General features: G+C 58.3%; 16 protein-coding genes and 2 pseudogenes. 12 read left to right on the top strand and 6 right to left on the bottom strand.

Features of this window, described 5'->3' with window-relative positions; translation table 11 throughout:
* Positions 1–191: 191 nt before the first annotated feature.
* Positions 192–1,412 carry a CaiB/BaiF CoA transferase family protein gene (locus tag KVG95_RS15695; protein WP_217857054.1) on the bottom strand — a complete coding sequence of 407 codons (1,221 nt, stop codon included), beginning with the start codon at positions 1,410–1,412 and terminating at the stop codon, positions 192–194.
* A gap of 13 nt (positions 1,413–1,425) precedes the next feature.
* Positions 1,426–2,607 (bottom strand): acyl-CoA dehydrogenase, encoded by a 1,182-nt coding sequence (locus tag KVG95_RS15690; protein WP_030129615.1) that lies wholly within the window; start codon positions 2,605–2,607, stop codon positions 1,426–1,428.
* 158 nt (positions 2,608–2,765) lie between these two features.
* Here KVG95_RS15690 and KVG95_RS15685 point away from each other — a divergent pair, with 158 nt between their 5' ends.
* From KVG95_RS15685 to KVG95_RS15635, 11 genes and pseudogenes are all read left to right on the top strand, one after another.
* Positions 2,766–3,665: a LysR family transcriptional regulator gene (locus KVG95_RS15685; protein ID WP_052963602.1), complete on the top strand. Its 900-nt coding sequence runs from the start codon at positions 2,766–2,768 to the stop codon at positions 3,663–3,665.
* A gap of 434 nt (positions 3,666–4,099) precedes the next feature.
* Positions 4,100–5,221, top strand: a complete 1,122-nt coding sequence (locus tag KVG95_RS15680; protein ID WP_217857053.1) for a Re/Si-specific NAD(P)(+) transhydrogenase subunit alpha — start codon at positions 4,100–4,102, stop codon at positions 5,219–5,221.
* A 15-nt stretch (positions 5,222–5,236) separates the two neighbouring features.
* Complete coding sequence (locus tag KVG95_RS15675; protein ID WP_003187010.1) at positions 5,237–5,560, top strand: NAD(P) transhydrogenase subunit alpha part 2; 324 nt, start codon at positions 5,237–5,239, stop codon at positions 5,558–5,560.
* Entirely contained in the window at positions 5,560–6,996 is a 1,437-nt protein-coding gene (locus KVG95_RS15670) for an NAD(P)(+) transhydrogenase (Re/Si-specific) subunit beta (protein ID WP_217857052.1), read from the top strand. The genes KVG95_RS15675 and KVG95_RS15670 overlap by 1 nt, the downstream gene beginning before the upstream one ends.
* 189 nt (positions 6,997–7,185) lie before the next feature.
* A complete protein-coding gene (gene scpC, locus KVG95_RS15665) occupies positions 7,186–8,679 on the top strand; it encodes a succinyl-CoA:acetate CoA-transferase ScpC (RefSeq protein WP_217857051.1) in 1,494 nt (497 codons plus the stop codon).
* A 319-nt stretch (positions 8,680–8,998) separates the two neighbouring features.
* Positions 8,999–9,214: a DUF1127 domain-containing protein gene (locus tag KVG95_RS15660; protein ID WP_008018491.1), complete on the top strand. Its 216-nt coding sequence runs from the start codon at positions 8,999–9,001 to the stop codon at positions 9,212–9,214.
* A gap of 257 nt (positions 9,215–9,471) precedes the next feature.
* Positions 9,472–9,680: pseudogene (locus KVG95_RS15655) on the top strand (DUF1127 domain-containing protein).
* A 137-nt stretch (positions 9,681–9,817) separates the two neighbouring features.
* Entirely contained in the window at positions 9,818–10,135 is a 318-nt protein-coding gene (locus tag KVG95_RS15650) for a DUF2388 domain-containing protein (RefSeq protein ID WP_007902756.1), read from the top strand.
* A 222-nt stretch (positions 10,136–10,357) separates the two neighbouring features.
* Complete coding sequence (locus KVG95_RS15645) at positions 10,358–10,675, top strand: DUF2388 domain-containing protein (protein WP_217857049.1); 318 nt, start codon at positions 10,358–10,360, stop codon at positions 10,673–10,675.
* Positions 10,676–10,703: 28 nt separating this feature from the next.
* A complete protein-coding gene (locus KVG95_RS15640; protein WP_052963596.1) occupies positions 10,704–11,024 on the top strand; it encodes a DUF2388 domain-containing protein in 321 nt (106 codons plus the stop codon).
* Positions 11,021–12,982 carry a DUF7844 domain-containing protein gene (locus KVG95_RS15635; RefSeq protein ID WP_217857048.1) on the top strand — a complete coding sequence of 654 codons (1,962 nt, stop codon included), beginning with the start codon at positions 11,021–11,023 and terminating at the stop codon, positions 12,980–12,982. The genes KVG95_RS15640 and KVG95_RS15635 overlap by 4 nt, the downstream gene beginning before the upstream one ends.
* Before the next feature lie 86 nt (positions 12,983–13,068).
* Here the strand turns inward: KVG95_RS15635 and KVG95_RS30410 are convergent.
* The 3 genes and pseudogenes from KVG95_RS30410 to trpB all read right to left on the bottom strand — a co-directional run.
* Positions 13,069–13,155 (bottom strand): annotated as a pseudogene (locus KVG95_RS30410) (anti-virulence regulator CigR family protein); the annotation flags it as partial.
* A gap of 108 nt (positions 13,156–13,263) precedes the next feature.
* Positions 13,264–14,076, bottom strand: coding sequence for a tryptophan synthase subunit alpha (gene trpA / locus KVG95_RS15630; RefSeq protein ID WP_217857047.1), 813 nt, complete (start codon positions 14,074–14,076; stop codon positions 13,264–13,266).
* The gene (gene trpB / locus KVG95_RS15625; protein WP_007902766.1) at positions 14,076–15,311 is read right to left on the bottom strand and encodes a tryptophan synthase subunit beta; all 1,236 of its coding nucleotides are present in this window, start codon (positions 15,309–15,311) and stop codon (positions 14,076–14,078) included. The genes trpA and trpB overlap by 1 nt, the downstream gene beginning before the upstream one ends.
* Before the next feature lie 112 nt (positions 15,312–15,423).
* Here trpB and KVG95_RS15620 point away from each other — a divergent pair, with 112 nt between their 5' ends.
* Positions 15,424–16,317, top strand: coding sequence for a LysR family transcriptional regulator (locus KVG95_RS15620; RefSeq protein ID WP_217857046.1), 894 nt, complete (start codon positions 15,424–15,426; stop codon positions 16,315–16,317).
* On the opposite strand, the gene KVG95_RS15615 is transcribed toward KVG95_RS15620, so the two are convergent.
* The gene (locus KVG95_RS15615; protein WP_007902771.1) at positions 16,314–16,640 is read right to left on the bottom strand and encodes an ElaB/YgaM/YqjD family protein; all 327 of its coding nucleotides are present in this window, start codon (positions 16,638–16,640) and stop codon (positions 16,314–16,316) included. The two genes, KVG95_RS15620 and KVG95_RS15615, sit on opposite strands and share 4 nt — an antisense overlap.
* Between the last annotated feature and the right edge of the window lie 103 nt (positions 16,641–16,743).

Here is a 16,743-nt window from a genome sequence, read left to right as displayed (position 1 = left end):
CGCATAACTCTTTGTTTACCAAGGAGTTTTCCGTTTCGACTGCGCCGGAAGTGGGGCGAATTATAGACTTCCAGAATCTGCCGTCAACCCCTGATTACGCTTTTCTATCAATAACTTGCGGAAAGCCGGAAAACTGCGCATTCCCCTCTATATAGGAGAGCAAAACCAGCCCTGCTATATAGAAGGAATACTCAGAGCACTCCAGACGCCTTGAACCCGGCAACGACGCCGGCATCCAGACCCAACACCCGCTGCAAAACCTCCAGCGTGTGCTCGCCCAACAAAGGAGGCGCATTACGGTACTCCACCGGAGTCTCGGACAGACGAATCGGGCTCGCAACCTGCGGCACCATCCCGGCCAAAGCATGAGGCAGCTCAATGGCCAACCCACGCGCCTGAACCTGAGGATCGGCAAACATCTGAGCCAGATCATTGATCGGTCCGCATGGCACGCCTGCCTGCTCTAACTGCGCCACCCATTCGGCAGTAGTCTTGAACACGGTCGCCTGGCGGATCAGCGGAATCAGTACTGCTCGGTTAGCCACCCGCAATTTGTTGGTCGCAAAACGTGGATCATCCGCCCACTGCGGCTGACCAGCCACCTGCGCAAACTTGCGGAACTGCCCATCGTTACCCACGGTGAGGATGAAGTCGCCATCGGCCGTAGGAAAGTCCTGATAAGGCACGATATTCGGGTGAGCGTTGCCCAGGCGTTTAGGCGCAACGCCTGTAGTCAGGTAGTTCATCGCCTGATTGGCCAGACAAGCCACCTGAACATCCAGCAATGCCATGTCTATATGCTGACCGCCACCGCCCTGATCCCGATGAGCCAAGGCCGCCAGGATCGCTACCGTTGAATAGAGCCCGGTCAAAATATCTGTCAGCGCCACACCGACTTTCACCGGGCCTGCACCCTCATCTCCTTCGGGACGGCCAGTCAAACTCATCAGACCGCCCAAGCCCTGGATCATGAAGTCGTAACCCGCACGCTTGGCATACGGACCTGTCTGACCGAATCCAGTGATCGAGCAATAGATCAGCTTCGGATTAATCGCCTTGAGCGACTCATAGTCCAACCCATAAGCCGCCAGGCCACCCACCTTGAAGTTTTCAATGAGGATGTCCGACTTTGCCGCCAACTCACGCACCAACTGCTGCCCCTCTGGCCGCGTGAAGTCGATGGTCACTGATTGCTTGTTGCGGTTGGCGGACAAGTAATAGGCCGCCTCGCTGGTGTTCTCGCCATAGGCGTCTTTAAGGAACGGAGGCCCCCAGGCGCGCGTGTCATCGCCATTGCCCGGGCGCTCGACCTTGATGACTTCGGCACCAAGGTCCGCCAGGATCTGCCCGGCCCAAGGCCCGGCAAGCACCCGTGATAAATCCAGTACCCGTAGATGCGAAAGCGCGCCCATGGTCGTTCCCCTATTAATAGAACGCCTGGATGCCGGTCTGCGCGCGACCGAGGATCAGTGCGTGGACGTCATGCGTACCTTCATAGGTATTCACCACCTCCAGATTGACCAGGTGCCGAGCGACACCGAACTCATCGGAGATGCCGTTACCACCCAGCATGTCGCGCGCCATGCGAGCAATGTCCAAGGACTTGCCACAGGAGTTGCGCTTCATCATCGAAGTAATCTCGACGGCAGCAGTGCCTTCATCCTTCATACGACCCAGACGCAGGCAGCCTTGCAGCGCCAGAGTGATCTCGGTCTGCATGTCGGCCAGCTTCTTCTGGATCAACTGTGTGGCCGCCAATGGACGACCAAACTGTTTACGATCCAGGGTGTATTGACGAGCGGTGTGCCAGCAGAACTCGGCAGCGCCCAGTGCGCCCCAGGAAATACCGTAACGCGCCGAGTTAAGGCAGGTAAAAGGGCCTTTCAAACCACGGACATCCGGGAAGATGTTCTCTTCAGGGACAAACACGTTGTCCATGACGATCTCGCCGGTGATGGATGCACGCAGGCCAACCTTGCCGTGAATCGCCGGAGCGCTCAGACCTTTCCAGCCCTTCTCCAGAACAAAACCACGGATGTCACCCGCGTCGTCCTTGCCCCAAACCACGAACACATCGGCGATCGGGCTGTTGGTGATCCACATTTTGCTGCCGGTGAGGCTGTAGCCGCCTTCCACTTTGCGTGCACGAGTAATCATCGCGCCCGGGTCGGAACCGTGGTCAGGCTCGGTCAGACCGAAGCAACCGATCCATTCACCCGAGGCCAGCTTCGGCAGGTATTTCTGCTTCTGTGCTTCGGTACCGAATTCGTTGATCGGTACCATGACCAGCGAGGACTGCACGCTCATCATCGAGCGATAGCCGGAGTCGACACGCTCGACCTCTCGGGCAATCAGACCGTAACTGACGTAGTTAAGGCCGCTGCCACCGTATTGCTCAGGAATGGTCGCACCCAATAGACCCACTTCACCCATCTCACGGAAGATCGCCGGGTCGGTCTTCTCATGACGGAAAGCTTCGAGAACGCGTGGCGCGAGCTTCTGCTGAGCAAATTGCTGAGCCGTGTCGCGAATCATGCGTTCTTCTTCAGTGAGCTGTTGATCCAGCAGCAGGGGATCGATCCAGTTGAAGCTAGCTTTACCGCCCATGAGTGAGTCCTCTCGAATCGGGTCAAATAACGTGGAGTGATCCTAGGCCGGGTTCGGTTTCACGGCAAACGAGGATTTTGCATACTGTTGTGCTAATTTCTCACTCCGTAACGTCGCAAAAATAGCCTGTATGCGATGTATTAGTGAGGTTGACGTACATGCGCAGAAAAATCCCCAGCACAACCGCCCTGATCAGCTTTGAAGCTGCAGCGCGCCACGAGAGCTTTACCAAGGCCGCCCAGGAACTTTCCCTCACGCAGGGAGCGATTTGCCGACAGATCGCCAGCCTTGAGGAGTTCCTCAGCGTCGAACTATTCCGACGTTCGCGGCGCGGAGTGAAGCTGACGGAGGCCGGGCTTTCCTACAGCCGCCGAGTGGCCACCCAACTCGACGCGGTTGAACGGGACACCTTGTCAGTGATGGGCCAACAAGGCGCCAACGTGATCGAGCTGGCGGTGGTACCAACCTTCGGTACTCAATGGCTGCTGCCGCGGCTCAAGGACTTTCAGCACAAACATCCGGAAGTGACGGTTAACCTCACCAACCGCACCCGCCCCTTCCTGTTTGCCGATACCGATTTCGATGCCGCGATCTATTTTGGCGACGCCGACTGGTCGGGTACCGAATCCCACAGGCTAATGGGCGAAAATCCGATGCCGGTGTGCAGCCCCACGTTACTGGGCAAAAAAACCAACCTGAGCCCCAGTGAAATCGCCGAACTGCCCCTGCTGCAGCAGACCACACGCCCTTATGCCTGGCGCCAGTGGTTCAACTCTCAAAACCTGAATATCCCGCGAGACATGACAGGGCCGCGTTACGAGCTATTCTCCATGCTTGCTCAAGCGGCGATGCACGATATGGGGATCGCGCTGATTCCACCGTTCCTGATTCAGCGCGAATTAGCAGAGAAGCGTCTGGTGATTGCCAACGCCCAGGCACTATCGAGCATTAAGGCCTACTACCTGATGATTCCCGAGCGAAAGGTCGAATCAGCCTCTTTAAAGGCATTTCGCGATTGGCTGGTGAATCAGGCACAAAGCTACAGCCTAGAAGGATAAAGGCTCGCACTTATTAGCTGACCTCGTAGTCAGCAAAACAAAAGCACTACAGATATAAGTATTTGTCGCATATTGGCAGACTGTACTGAGGAGTAGCACAAACGTCCTACAAAGGCCTGAATACGTGGCCTTGAGCCTCTATTGTCAGGCAATGACGCCTCATTCACCGTGCCGATGTGTAAATTCTTGAATTTTGGACAGAATCCTCACAAGCCACGGCCTGCAAGGGGTTGCTCCGATAAGTGCGACATTCGGTCACGGGGTGACTTGTAGTTAATTTTCCGTCACCCGTCATAATCCCTTGAAGGGCACAAAGTTCGCCTGCAAAATGCCGCGCCCCGCCCTGATTTGGCGGGATCGTGCTGATCGGCCGCCCCAGACGCACCATCCGAAGTGCATGGGTTTACTCAATAAGATCACGCAGGAGATTTGACGTGCACATTGGTGTTCCTCTCGAAACCCAGACGGGTGAAACACGGGTTGCTGCAACCCCGGAAACCATCAAGAAGTTGATCGGCCAGGGTCATAAGGTCACTGTGCAAAGCGGCGCCGGCATTAATGCCAGCGTTGTCGACAGTGCTTATGAAGCGGCAGGCGCAATTATTGGCAGCGCCAATGATGCATTTGGCGCCGAGCTGATCCTCAAGGTGGTTGCCCCCAGCGACAGTGAGCTGACTCTGATCAAGAGCGGCACCGTTGTGGTGGGCATGCTCAATCCGTTCAGCAATGAAACCATTGCCAAGATGGCTGAGTGCGGCATTACCGCTTTCGCACTGGAGGCCGCGCCGCGCACCTCCCGCGCTCAGAGCCTGGATGTGTTGTCCTCCCAGGCGAACATCGCCGGCTATAAAGCCGTGTTGCTGGCTGCTCACTACTATCCACGCTTCATGCCGATGCTGATGACCGCCGCGGGCACCGTGAAAGCGGCGCGCGTGCTGATTCTTGGCGCAGGCGTAGCCGGTCTGCAGGCGATTGCCACGGCGAAACGTCTGGGTGCCGTGATTGAAGCGTCCGACGTGCGTCCTGCGGTGAAGGAACAAATCGAATCCCTGGGTGCGAAATTCGTCGATGTGCCGTACGAAACCGATGAAGAGCGCGAATGCGCCGTCGGTGTCGGCGGTTACGCGCGCCCAATGCCGGCCAGCTGGATGCAGCGCCAGGCCTTGGCCGTGCACGAACGCGCCAAGCAGGCTGACATCGTCATCACCACCGCACTGATCCCGGGCCGCAAGGCGCCGACGCTATTAAGCGCCGAAACCGTGGCGCAGATGAAGCCAGGCTCGGTGGTCATCGACCTCGCGGCAGCCCAGGGCGGCAACTGCCCGCTGACCGTGGCCGATCAGGTGGTCGTCGAGAATGGCGTGACCATTTGCGGCCCGACCAATCTGGCCGGCGCAGTCGCGGCCGATGCTTCGGCGCTGTACGCGCGCAACCTGCTGGACTTCCTGAAGCTGGTCTTCAACAAAGAAGGCCAGTTTGAAGTGAACCTCGAAGACGACATCGTCGCCGCGTGCCTGATGTGCCGCGACGGCCAAGTCATCCGCAAAAACGCCTAAGCAGGGATTCAGACGATGGAAGAGCTTATCTCCCCCGGTATCTACAACCTGATCATCTTCGTGCTGGCGATTTATGTCGGTTATCACGTGGTGTGGAACGTTACACCTGCACTTCACACGCCATTGATGGCGGTGACCAACGCCATTTCGGCGATTGTGATCGTCGGCGCCATGCTGGCGGCAGCTTTGACCGTGACCCCACTGGGCAAGACCATGGGCACCCTGGCGGTGGCTCTGGCAGCGGTGAACGTGTTCGGTGGTTTCCTCGTGACTCGCAGAATGCTTGAGATGTTCAAGAAAAAAGCCCCGAAAGCCGTAAAAGAAGAGGCGCCCAAGTAATGAGCATGAATCTGGTAACGACGCTCTACCTGATCGCGTCGATCTGCTTCATCCAGGCCCTCAAAGGCCTGTCGCACCCCACCACGTCGCGGCGCGGCAATGTCTACGGCATGCTCGGCATGGCGTTGGCGATCCTCACTACCGTGGGCCTCATCTATAAGCTGGGCGCTGAGCTTGCTACTGCCGGCATCGGTTACGTCATCGTAGGTCTGTTGGTCGGCGGCACTGCCGGCTCGATCATGGCCAAGCGCGTTGAAATGACCAAGATGCCGGAACTGGTCGCCTTCATGCACAGCATGATCGGTATGGCCGCAGTGTTTATTGCGATTGCGGCGGTGGTCGAGCCACAGTCCCTGGGCATCGTGAAACACCTGGGTGATTCGATTCCGGCGGGCAACCGTCTGGAGCTGTTCCTCGGCGCGGCCATCGGTGCAATCACCTTCTCCGGTTCGGTGATCGCCTTCGGCAAGCTCTCGGGCAAGTACAAGTTCCGCCTGTTTCAGGGCGCACCGGTACAGTTCAGCGGTCAGCACAAGCTGAACCTGCTGCTGGGTCTGGCGACGCTGGCACTGGGCATCACCTTCATGCTGACCGGCAATCTCAGCGCGTTTGCTCTGATGCTGGCCCTGGCCTTCGTGATGGGTGTGCTGATCATCATCCCGATCGGCGGCGCCGACATGCCCGTCGTGGTGTCCATGCTGAACAGTTACTCCGGCTGGGCAGCAGCGGGTATCGGCTTCTCGCTGAACAACTCGATGCTGATCATTGCCGGCTCGCTGGTGGGCTCAAGCGGTGCGATTCTCTCGTACATCATGTGCAAGGCGATGAACCGTTCGTTCTTCAACGTTCTGCTCGGCGGCTTCGGCAACACCGCGGATGCCGCTGGCCCGGCAGGCTCGAAAGAAGCCCGCCCGGTGAAATCCGGTTCGGCTGACGACGCCACTTTCCTGCTGACCAACGCCGACACGGTGATCATCGTTCCGGGCTATGGCCTGGCGGTGGCCCGCGCGCAGCACGCATTGAAAGAGCTGACCGAGAAGCTGACCCACCGCGGCGTGACCGTGAAGTACGCCATCCACCCGGTTGCGGGTCGGATGCCTGGCCACATGAACGTATTGCTGGCCGAGGCCGAAGTGCCTTACGACCAGGTGTTCGAGATGGAAGACATCAACTCCGAGTTCGGTCAGGCCGACGTGGTGCTGGTGCTCGGCGCCAACGACGTGGTTAACCCGGCCGCCAAGAACGATCCGAAATCGCCGATTGCCGGCATGCCTATTCTGGAAGCGTTCAAAGCCAAGACCATCATCGTGAACAAGCGCTCGATGGCCAGCGGCTATGCCGGTCTGGACAACGAGCTGTTCTACCTGGACAAGACCATGATGGTTTTCGGCGATGCCAAGAAAGTCATCGAAGACATGGTTAAAGCCGTCGAGTAATACCCTTCGGCAACCTGAACGCCCCGACTCGTCGGGGCGTTTTTGTTTGTGGCTGTTACCGATCCTGTAACGGTGTTTTGTCTGAAAGACCCAGAATAGACGCCTCGAATGCGACCTTGGTAGCGGGACGCAGGCTCATCAAATTCACTAGACTGCGCACCTAGCTTCCGTTGCCCCGAGAAAATAATTATGTACCGTGACCGTATTCGCTTGCCTTCGTTGTTGGACAAGGTGATGAGCGCCGCCGACGCTGCCGCTCTGATTCAGGACGGCATGACCGTCGGCATGAGCGGCTTTACCCGAGCCGGCGAAGCCAAGGCCGTGCCTCATGCACTGGCCGAGCGCGCCAAGGTCACGCCACTGAAAATCACCCTGATGACCGGTGCCAGCCTGGGCAACGACCTCGACAAACAACTGACTGAAGCCGGCGTACTGTCGCGACGCATGCCATTCCAGGTGGATAGCACCCTGCGCAAGGCGATCAATGCCGGCGAAGTCATGTTCATCGACCAGCACCTGTCGGAAACCGTAGAGCTACTGCGTAACCAACAGCTCAAGCTACCGGACATCGCAGTGATCGAAGCCGTGGCAATCACCGAGCAAGGCCATATCGTGCCGACCACCTCGGTAGGCAACTCGGCCAGCTTCGCGATTTTCGCCAAGCACGTGATCGTCGAGATAAACCTGGCTCACAACCCGAATCTCGAAGGTCTGCACGACATCTATATCCCGACCTACCGGCCGACCCGCACCCCGATTCCGCTGGTGAAGGTCGACGACCGCATCGGCAGCACCGCCATCCCGATACCGCCCGAAAAAATCGTCGCGATTGTGATCACTAACCAGTCTGACTCGCCGTCCACTGTCTTGCCGCCGGACAGTGATACACAGGCCATCGCGGACCACCTGATCGATTTCTTCAAACAAGAAGTGGCTGCCGGGCGCATGACCAACAAGCTCGGCCCGCTGCAAGCCGGTATCGGCACTATTGCCAATTCGGTGATGTGCGGCTTGATCGACGCGCCGTTTGAAGACCTGACCATGTACTCCGAAGTGCTGCAGGATTCGACTTTCGACCTGATCGACGCTGGCAAGCTGAGCTTTGCTTCCGGCAGTTCGATCACCCTGTCGAGCCGGCGCAATGCCGATGTGTTCGGGAATCTGGAGCACTATAAGGACAAGCTGGTGCTGCGCCCTCAGGAAATCTCGAACCATCCCGAAGTGGTGCGACGCCTGGGCATTATTGGCGTCAACACTGCCCTGGAATTCGACCTGTACGGCAACGTCAACTCCACCCACGTCTGCGGCACGCGGATGATGAACGGCATCGGCGGCTCCGGCGATTTCGCGCGCAATGCGCACCTGGCGATCTTTGTCACCAAGTCGATTGCCAAGGGTGGCGCGATTTCCAGCGTGGTTCCCATGGTCAGCCACGTCGACCACACAGAACATGACGTCGACATTCTCGTGACCGAGATAGGCCTGGCCGACTTGCGTGGCTTGGCACCGCGTGAGCGCGCCCGGGTCATCATCGACAACTGCGTTCACCCGGACTATCGACCAGCCTTGAATGACTACTTCACTGCCGCTTGCGCAGTCGGCGGGCATACCCCGCACATCCTTCGCGATGCCCTGAGTTGGCACATAAACCTGGAAGAAACCGGGCGCATGCTGGCGGGGTAATTGATACAGATTGCAGCTGGCGCAAACACAGTTTCGTCAGCTCGCGGAGATAACACTCAACATCGTCAAAAACTGTACTGCTGTACCGGTCTTTTCCTAGGGTATTTTCCTACCTTTTGCGCTGAACTGAGTAAAAATGCGCCATATTAGTGCAGACAAGTACAGTTGCCTCAATTTCGACCAGTACACTGCCTTTTAACAGTTAACTGGTCTCTCACAATACAGGTGAACTGTATCTACAGAGACTGGCCAAACGAGAGGATCATTGGCATCAGTTAAACCACTACCTAATCCCGCCATAAGCGGAAGGATGTCAACCATGGAACGTACACTCAGTTCCGAACTGTTCTTCGAAGATACTGCTGCAAAAACCCAGGCTTCCCTGCCTCTGCGCGTTATCGCCAACCTGATGCTGTGGCAGCGCCGCATCACCAGCCGCCATCAACTGGCTCGTCTGGATTCGCGTCTGCTGGCTGACGCCGGGATTAGCGAAGCACAACGCTACGAAGAGCTGAGCAAGCCGTTCTGGCGCTAAGTTAGCGTCGCTGGCTCTGATCCTCCGGATCCACCGCCAGCACCCCGAATTGAACAAACAAAACCCGTCGTGGGAAACCACGACGGGTTTTGTCGTTTTGGAGCTTTCATATTGGGCACAGAAGAGATAACTCCTAATAGGTACAGTTTATAAATTACACAAATTTAACCAGTACAATTTCATCGACGTGTGTCTGTGCCCGCAGGCGTAAGGGGGTCACCATTGAATCCCGACAAGTTGGCAAAAAGACCGCGCCCATGAATAACTTACTAAATGTTTCCATCACACACCGCAAGCGAACACCCGTTTGGCCAGGCTTCGAGGATTACTGAGAGCGTTCGCCGACAGCCTGGAAAGGGCTCGCACCCGACGGTTACTGGGCCAACTCAATGATCAACAGCTCTCGGATCTGGGCATCAGTCATGCCGACCGCCTCAACGAAGTGGACAAACCGTTCTGGCGCTAGCTTTCTCCATTATCAGACAGGACTGTTCTAACCGCGGTGCACAGGCCTAATATCCAGATAGAACGTGGCGAGCGCTTTACGACAGGCGTCTGATCCTGAGCCACCTCTAAATCGGTCTATCCAAAGGAGCTACCCCCATGTCCCGTCTTCGTCTGCTCAGCGCTGCCGCCCTGCTTGCCGTTGCTGCCAATTCCCACGCCACCAGTTTTATCGTGACCACCGATTCCATTGTTGGTGGACTGAAGGCGTCCTCTGACGCAACGTCGGACGTCTCGTCTTCCTTTCGCGACGACAAAATCGTCCGTGCTGCTCGTGACGATGCCGCCAGCTTCGTCGCCAGTGAAGGCGCCATTCGTGGTGTGAAACTGGAAAGCGCGCTCGACCACATCCGCCAACAGACTCCACAACTGAATGCGACCGACGCACAGCTGGCCCAGGCCATCCTGACGATCTAAGCGATAGCTCTGACGCAGGACACGCCCTAATGCTGTTCAGTTAGTCGCAATCCATGTGAGAGCGGGCTTGCTAGCGAAGGCGTCAGCACATCGAACATTGATGTCGCCTGACACACCGCTTTCGCGAGCAAGCCCGCTCCCACAGGTGTCCCCATGTTTCGGCACTGGCTCCAGCCTGGGCATTGCGCTAGCCTTGGGACTCGCTTTCAGCTAACGAGTCTCATGCGTTTTCTTTCCAATCTGTCGATCACTGCGGTTTTTCTTGCGGCTTGCTGGTCGGGTTCGGCCCATGCCTTCGACGCTTTCAACCTCTCTACGCAAGGCACCGTGGCCAGTGGTTATGCCTCCAGCATGGTGACCTCCGCGCCCTTCGACCATAAACTGCTGATCGCCGCCCGGGATGATGCTGCCGCGTTCATTGCCAGTGACGGCCAACTGCGAGGATCGCAACTGGAGGCCGCCTTGATTTACCTGCGCCGGACCCAGCCAAAACTTCATGCCAGTGACCTTGAACTGGCACAGGCAATTCTCGTCCAATAGTTATCCCTTGTTCCTCCGGAGTCGTTCCATGCGTAGCCCGCTGATTGCTGCCACCCTTGGCCTGCTGTTGTTGGCCGACGTGGCCCAGGCGCACACCCTGGTAGCCACCAGTAACATCATCATTCGTGCCTCCCAGCGCTCGCTTGATTTCACATCCGATACCACCACGTCCATCCGTGATTCGAAGATTGTCCGTGAAGCCCACGACGATGCGGCCAGTTTCGTCGCCAGCGACGGTGAAATCCGTGGTGCGCACCTGGAAGCGGCCTTCGACACCTTGCGCACCCGCGTACCGGAAGCCCGAGACGCCAGTGATCAGGTTCTCGCCGAAGCCATCCTCGCACTGTGAAGTCGCTAGGCGCCTGGCTGCTGGCCGGGGTTGTGTTGCTGCTTGGCAACACAGCTCAGGCCAGCCTGCAACTACGGCTCAAGACCGACGGTCTGAGCCCCGCGCAACAGCAGGCCAGTCAGGCGCTGCTCGATGAAGCCATGCAGGCTTTACCGCCGCGCTTCATCCAGCAACTGGACCGACGAATTGATGTCGGCTGGACCGACGACATGCCGAGCGATGCTTACGGCCAGGCGTCGCTGGTGTCCGAGCTGGACCTGAATCGCAATCTGCTCGCCAGCCTCACCAACGGCAGCGCCGCGACCCAAAAAACTTATCGTCCCCACGGTACCGTGCGCCGGGAAATGCTCGCCACGGTGTTGCACGAACTCACCCATATTTATGACCGCGCGCGTCTGTGGCCAGACGCCGAGCGCACGCTGATCCAGCGCTGCAAGCAACGCAACAGCAGCTCCGGGCTGATCGGCATCCCCGATCAATGCCGCGGGCAGACGGAACGACGCTGGACCCTCAGCGATGACCCACGTCTGCTGGATTTGGCCGGCTGGCCGCAATACGTCGGTCGACGCGGCGAGCGTGAACAGCACAACCGGCAGATTGCCCGCAGCCCGGATATCTACGAGACGAGCAGCCCGAAGGAGTTCGTCGCGGTCAACATGGAGTATTTCCTCCTCGACCCAAGCTATGCCTGCCGTCGTCCTGCGCTGTATCGCTACTACAAAGAACATTTCGGTTGGGCGCCCGCCGCCAAAGATACATGCGCCCAATCATTCGCCTTCCTCAATGCGGGTAACGACTTCGCCAAGCAGCCCCTGGGCCAGGTCGATCCAGAGCGGGTTTACGCTGTTGACTATCTACTGGCAGAAGCCAACCAGAACTGGGTCAGCCGCTGGGGCCACAGCATGCTGCGACTGGTGATCTGTGCACCGGGTCGGCCTCGCGGGCCGGATTGTCGACTGGATCTGGATCAGCACTTGGTGCTGTCCTACCGCGCCTTCGTCGGTGACTTACAGCTGTCGAGCTGGGATGGGCTGGTGGGTAAATACCCATCGCGCCTGTTTGTCTTGCCGCTGGCCCAGGTGATCGACGAATACACCAAGACCGAATTGCGCAGCCTGGCCTCGGTGCCGCTGAACCTGTCGCACAGCGAGATCGAAGACGTGGTGGAACACGCTGCGGAGATGCACTGGAGTTACGACGGCAACTATTTTTTCCTGTCCAACAACTGCGCGGTAGAAGGCCTGAAATTACTGCGCAGCAGCACCAACAATGCGCAACTGGTTGGCCTCGACAGCATCATGCCCAACGGTTTGCTGGAAGTGCTCAAGGGCCGCGGATTGGCGAACACCAGCGTGCTGGACGATCCCCGCGAAGCGTTACGTCTAGGCTATCGCTTCGACTCCTTCCGCGAGCGTTATCAAGCGATGTTCGAAGTGCTGAAGAAGCATTTACCGATCAAGCAGGACAAGGTCGAGGACTGGCTGTCCTTGAAAGCTGAGGAACGCCGCAAATGGATTGACCAGGCTGACTTACGCACCAGCGCGGCATTGCTGCTGCTGGAGCAGGCCAGTTTCCGTCAGCAGATGGTACTGGCCCAGGACGAAGTGAAACAACGTTATCTGGGCGCTCGGGAATTGAAGAATGGCGGCATGGATAAAGCCAATGCGACCTTGCAGGAGATTCTAGCCAACAGCGGCTTCCTCAGCCGTCCGGCCGAACTGCTCGGCACCGGTGGTTATGGTTTGCCGCAACCGAACGAGTGGACGCGTCTGGAGGCGGAAAGCAACCTGCGCCAGAAGCAGCTGCAAGCACTAACAGGGGATCTCGACAAGGAAGTGAGAGCGTTGCTCGAGCCGAGTCGTGCCGCCGAGATGGCCGCCAACGAAGCCAACCTGAAGCAGGTTGGCGAGCATTTGCGGAAGCTGCACAAGGCCGCGGGTGGGTTGGAGTTGCCCTGAAAGCAAAAGATCGCAGCCTTTGGCAACTCCTACAGAGGTATCGCATTCCCCTATAAGAGCTGCCAAAGGCTGCGATCTTTTTGTATTCAACCGCGATCAAGAATTTCATAAACAATCCCGCTGCCTACGGCGATCAACACCCTATTGCCTCCCGCTCGACGCCAGGTCTTTCCTCACAGCCATACAGCAAAAAGGGCTTCAGAACGTAGTCCTGAAGCCCTCGGTCTTGCTGTTTAGTCTGTGCTGTGAGGCTCTAATCCTCTGTATCAGGAACTTTTCCTTCAGCTGACCCGCGCTTTACGTACGCCGTCAGACAAGGCCGCGCACAGGCTGAGTACACCCTCCACAGCCTGATCCGGCGTCGAGGCATTGGCGATGTGGTCGATCAGTGCCGACCCCACCACCACACCGTCGGCCAGACGCGCGATGGACGCCGCTTGCTCCGGTGTGCGGATACCAAAACCGATGCTGATCGGCAGATCGGTATGGCGACGCAGACGGGTGACGGCTTCTTCGACATGTTCCAGAGTCGCCGCGCCCGCACCGGTCACACCCGCCACCGACACGTAGTAAACAAATCCGGAACTGCCGTTCAATACCGTCGGCAAGCGCACGTCATCAGTCGTCGGAGTGGTCAGACGAATGAAGTCCAGGCCTGCCGCCTGTGCCGGGTCGCACAGCTCGCCGTTATGCTCGGGCGGCATGTCGACCACGATCAAGCCATCGACGCCGGCCTCTTTGGCTTCAGCGATGAAACGCGGCACGCCATACATGTGAATCGGGTTGAAGTAACCCATCAGCACCAGCGGAGTCTCGTTATTGCCTTCGCGGAACTCGCGAACCATCCGCAAGGTTTTCGCCAGGTTCTGTTTGGCGCCCAACGCACGAATGTTGGCCAGTTGAATCGCCGGGCCATCGGCCATTGGATCGGTGAAAGGCATGCCCAACTCGATTACATCGGCACCCGCTCCCGGCAAGCCTTTGAGGATCGCCAGGGACGTGTCGTAGCTCGGGTCGCCGGCCGTCACGAAGGTCACCAGGGCGGCGCGGTTTTGTTCCTTGAGTTCGGCAAAACGCGTTTGCAGGCGGCTCATCAGTGTTTCTCCTGCTTGGATTGCTCTTGTTGAGAGTGTTCCATGTGGTGCATCACGGTCTGCATGTCTTTGTCGCCACGGCCAGACAAGTTGACCACCATCAAGTGATCTTTCGGCAGCGTTGGTGCGCGTTTGAACACTTCGGCCAGGGCATGTGCGCTTTCCAGTGCAGGAATAATCCCTTCCAGACGGCAGCATTTGTGGAACGCGTCGAGGGCTTCATCGTCAGTCACCGAGGTGTACTGGACGCGGCCGATGTCATGCAACCAGGCGTGTTCCGGGCCGATGCCCGGATAGTCGAGGCCGGCGGAGATCGAATGAGCGTCGATGATCTGGCCGTCGTCGTCCTGCAGCAGGAAAGTACGGTTGCCGTGCAGAACACCCGGTACGCCGCCGTTCAGGCTGGCCGCGTGCTTGCCGGTTTCGATGCCATAACCGGCAGCTTCGACGCCGATGATCTCAACGCTCTTGTCATCGAGGAACGGGTGGAACAGGCCCATGGCGTTGGAACCACCGCCAATGCACGCCACCAGGCTGTCGGGCAGACGGCCCTCCTGGGCTTGCAACTGCTCGCGGGTTTCCTTGCCGATCACAGCCTGGAAGTCGCGAACCATGGCCGGGTACGGGTGTGGGCCGGCCACGGTGCCGATCAGGTAGAAGGTGCTGTCGACGTTGGTCACCCAGTCACGCAGGGCTTCGTTCATCGCATCTTTGAGGGTGCCGGTACCGGCAACCACCGGGATCACTTCGGCGCCCAGCAGCTTCATGCGAAACACGTTGGCTTGCTGACGTTCGATGTCGGTGGTGCCCATGTAGATCACGCAATCGAGGCCGAAACGCGCAGCCACGGTGGCGGTCGCCACGCCGTGCATGCCAGCGCCGGTCTCAGCGATGATGCGTTTCTTGCCCATGCGCCGCGCCAGCAGGATCTGGCCGATGCAGTTGTTGATCTTGTGCGCGCCGGTGTGGTTCAGCTCTTCGCGCTTGAGGTAAATCTTCGCGCCGCCGCAGAACTCTGTCAGACGCTCGGCGAAATACAGTGGGCTTGGACGTCCGACGTAATCACGCTGAAAGTAGGCCAATTCTTCTTTAAACGCCGGATCTTCCTTGGCCGCTTCGTATTCGCGGGCCAGATCGAGGATCAACGGCATCAGGGTTTCGGCGACGTAGCGGCCGCCGAACGCGCCGAACAGGCCGTTGGCGTCGGGGCCGTTGCGCAGATTAGTCTGGGTCATGGGTCGCTCCAGTTGTATTCGAGAGGTGACGATGGGGTTCACTCTACCCCTGACATCCCGCACTGAAAACCGATAAGATCGCCACAACCCGTCAGGAAAACTCACAGATTCCATGAGCCACGACCTTCCGCCGCTGAACGCCCTTCGCGCCTTCGAGGCCACTGCCCGCCTGAACAGCGTCAGTCAGGCCGCCGAACAGCTGCACGTCACTCATGGTGCGGTCAGCCGACAACTCAAGGTGCTGGAAGAACACCTCGGCGTGAGTCTGTTCATCAAGGATGGACGCGGCCTGAAACTCACAGATGCCGGTGTCCGTTTGCGCGATGTCAGCGGTGAAGCCTTCGAGCGATTGCGCAGCGTTTGCGCCGAACTGACCCGAAGCACCGCCGATGCGCCGTTCGTGCTCGGCTGCTCGGGCAGCCTGCTGGCGCGCTGGTTCATTCCGCGTTTGGGGCGACTCAATGCGGATTTGCCGGATCTGCGCTTGCACCTGTCGGCTGGCGAAGGCGATCTCGATCCACGGCGGCCCGGTCTTGATGCTTTGCTGGTGTTTGCCGAGCCGCCATGGCCGGCAGACATGCAAGTTTATGAATTGGCCAGCGAACGCATCGGCCCGGTCATGAGCCCACGATTCGTCGGTTACGAAAGGCTGCAGAACGCACCGGCAAATGCACTGCTGACCGAGCCATTGCTGCATACCACCTCACGTCCGCAAGCCTGGCCGAGTTGGGCCCAGCAAAGCGGCCTCGACGCTAAGGCGCTGAAGTACGGTCAGGGTTTCGAGCATTTGTATTATTTGCTGGAGGCGGCAGTGGCCGGCCTAGGTGTGGCCATCGCGCCGGAGCCGCTGGTGGCCGAGGATTTGAAGGCCGGTCGCCTGGTTGCGCCATGGGGTTTCTGTGAAACCCCGGCGCAACTGGCGTTATGGCTACCCAAGCGCGCCGCGGACGGACGCGCTCGGCAATTGGCGCAATGGCTTAAAAACGAACTGCGCCAGGCGCCTTAATTACCGCGTTTGCACAGCAGGTAGGCTGCCAGAAGACCCAGCGCACCAACGGCGACGCCGGCTGTAGTCCAAGGGTGTTCCTGGGCGTAGTCGCGAGTCGCGATCCCGGTTTCACGGGTTTTGACCTTGACCTCTTCATAGGCATCGGAGAGCAGATGACGCGAATGCTTCAGCGCGTTCTCGGCGTTGATTTTCAGCGTTTTAAGGGTTTTACGCGACTCGTCCGAGGCGTCGTCCTTCAGGCTTTCCAACGATTTCAGCAGACTCTCGATTTCGGCTTCCATGCTTTGCAATGAGGCTTTGCGTAACGAGGTATTGGCCATGGTGGCTCTCCTGCATTGTTTGAGTTGCGTGTGTTGGTTGGGACTTCAAGGGTTCGAGAAAGTGCAGTAAATCTGAACTCCCCTCCGGATTAGTCGACAGAAG

It is taken from the genome of Pseudomonas farris, from assembly GCF_019145235.1.
Lineage (GTDB): Bacteria > Pseudomonadota > Gammaproteobacteria > Pseudomonadales > Pseudomonadaceae > Aquipseudomonas > Aquipseudomonas farris.
This window is presented reverse-complemented; position numbering and strand designations above follow the sequence as displayed.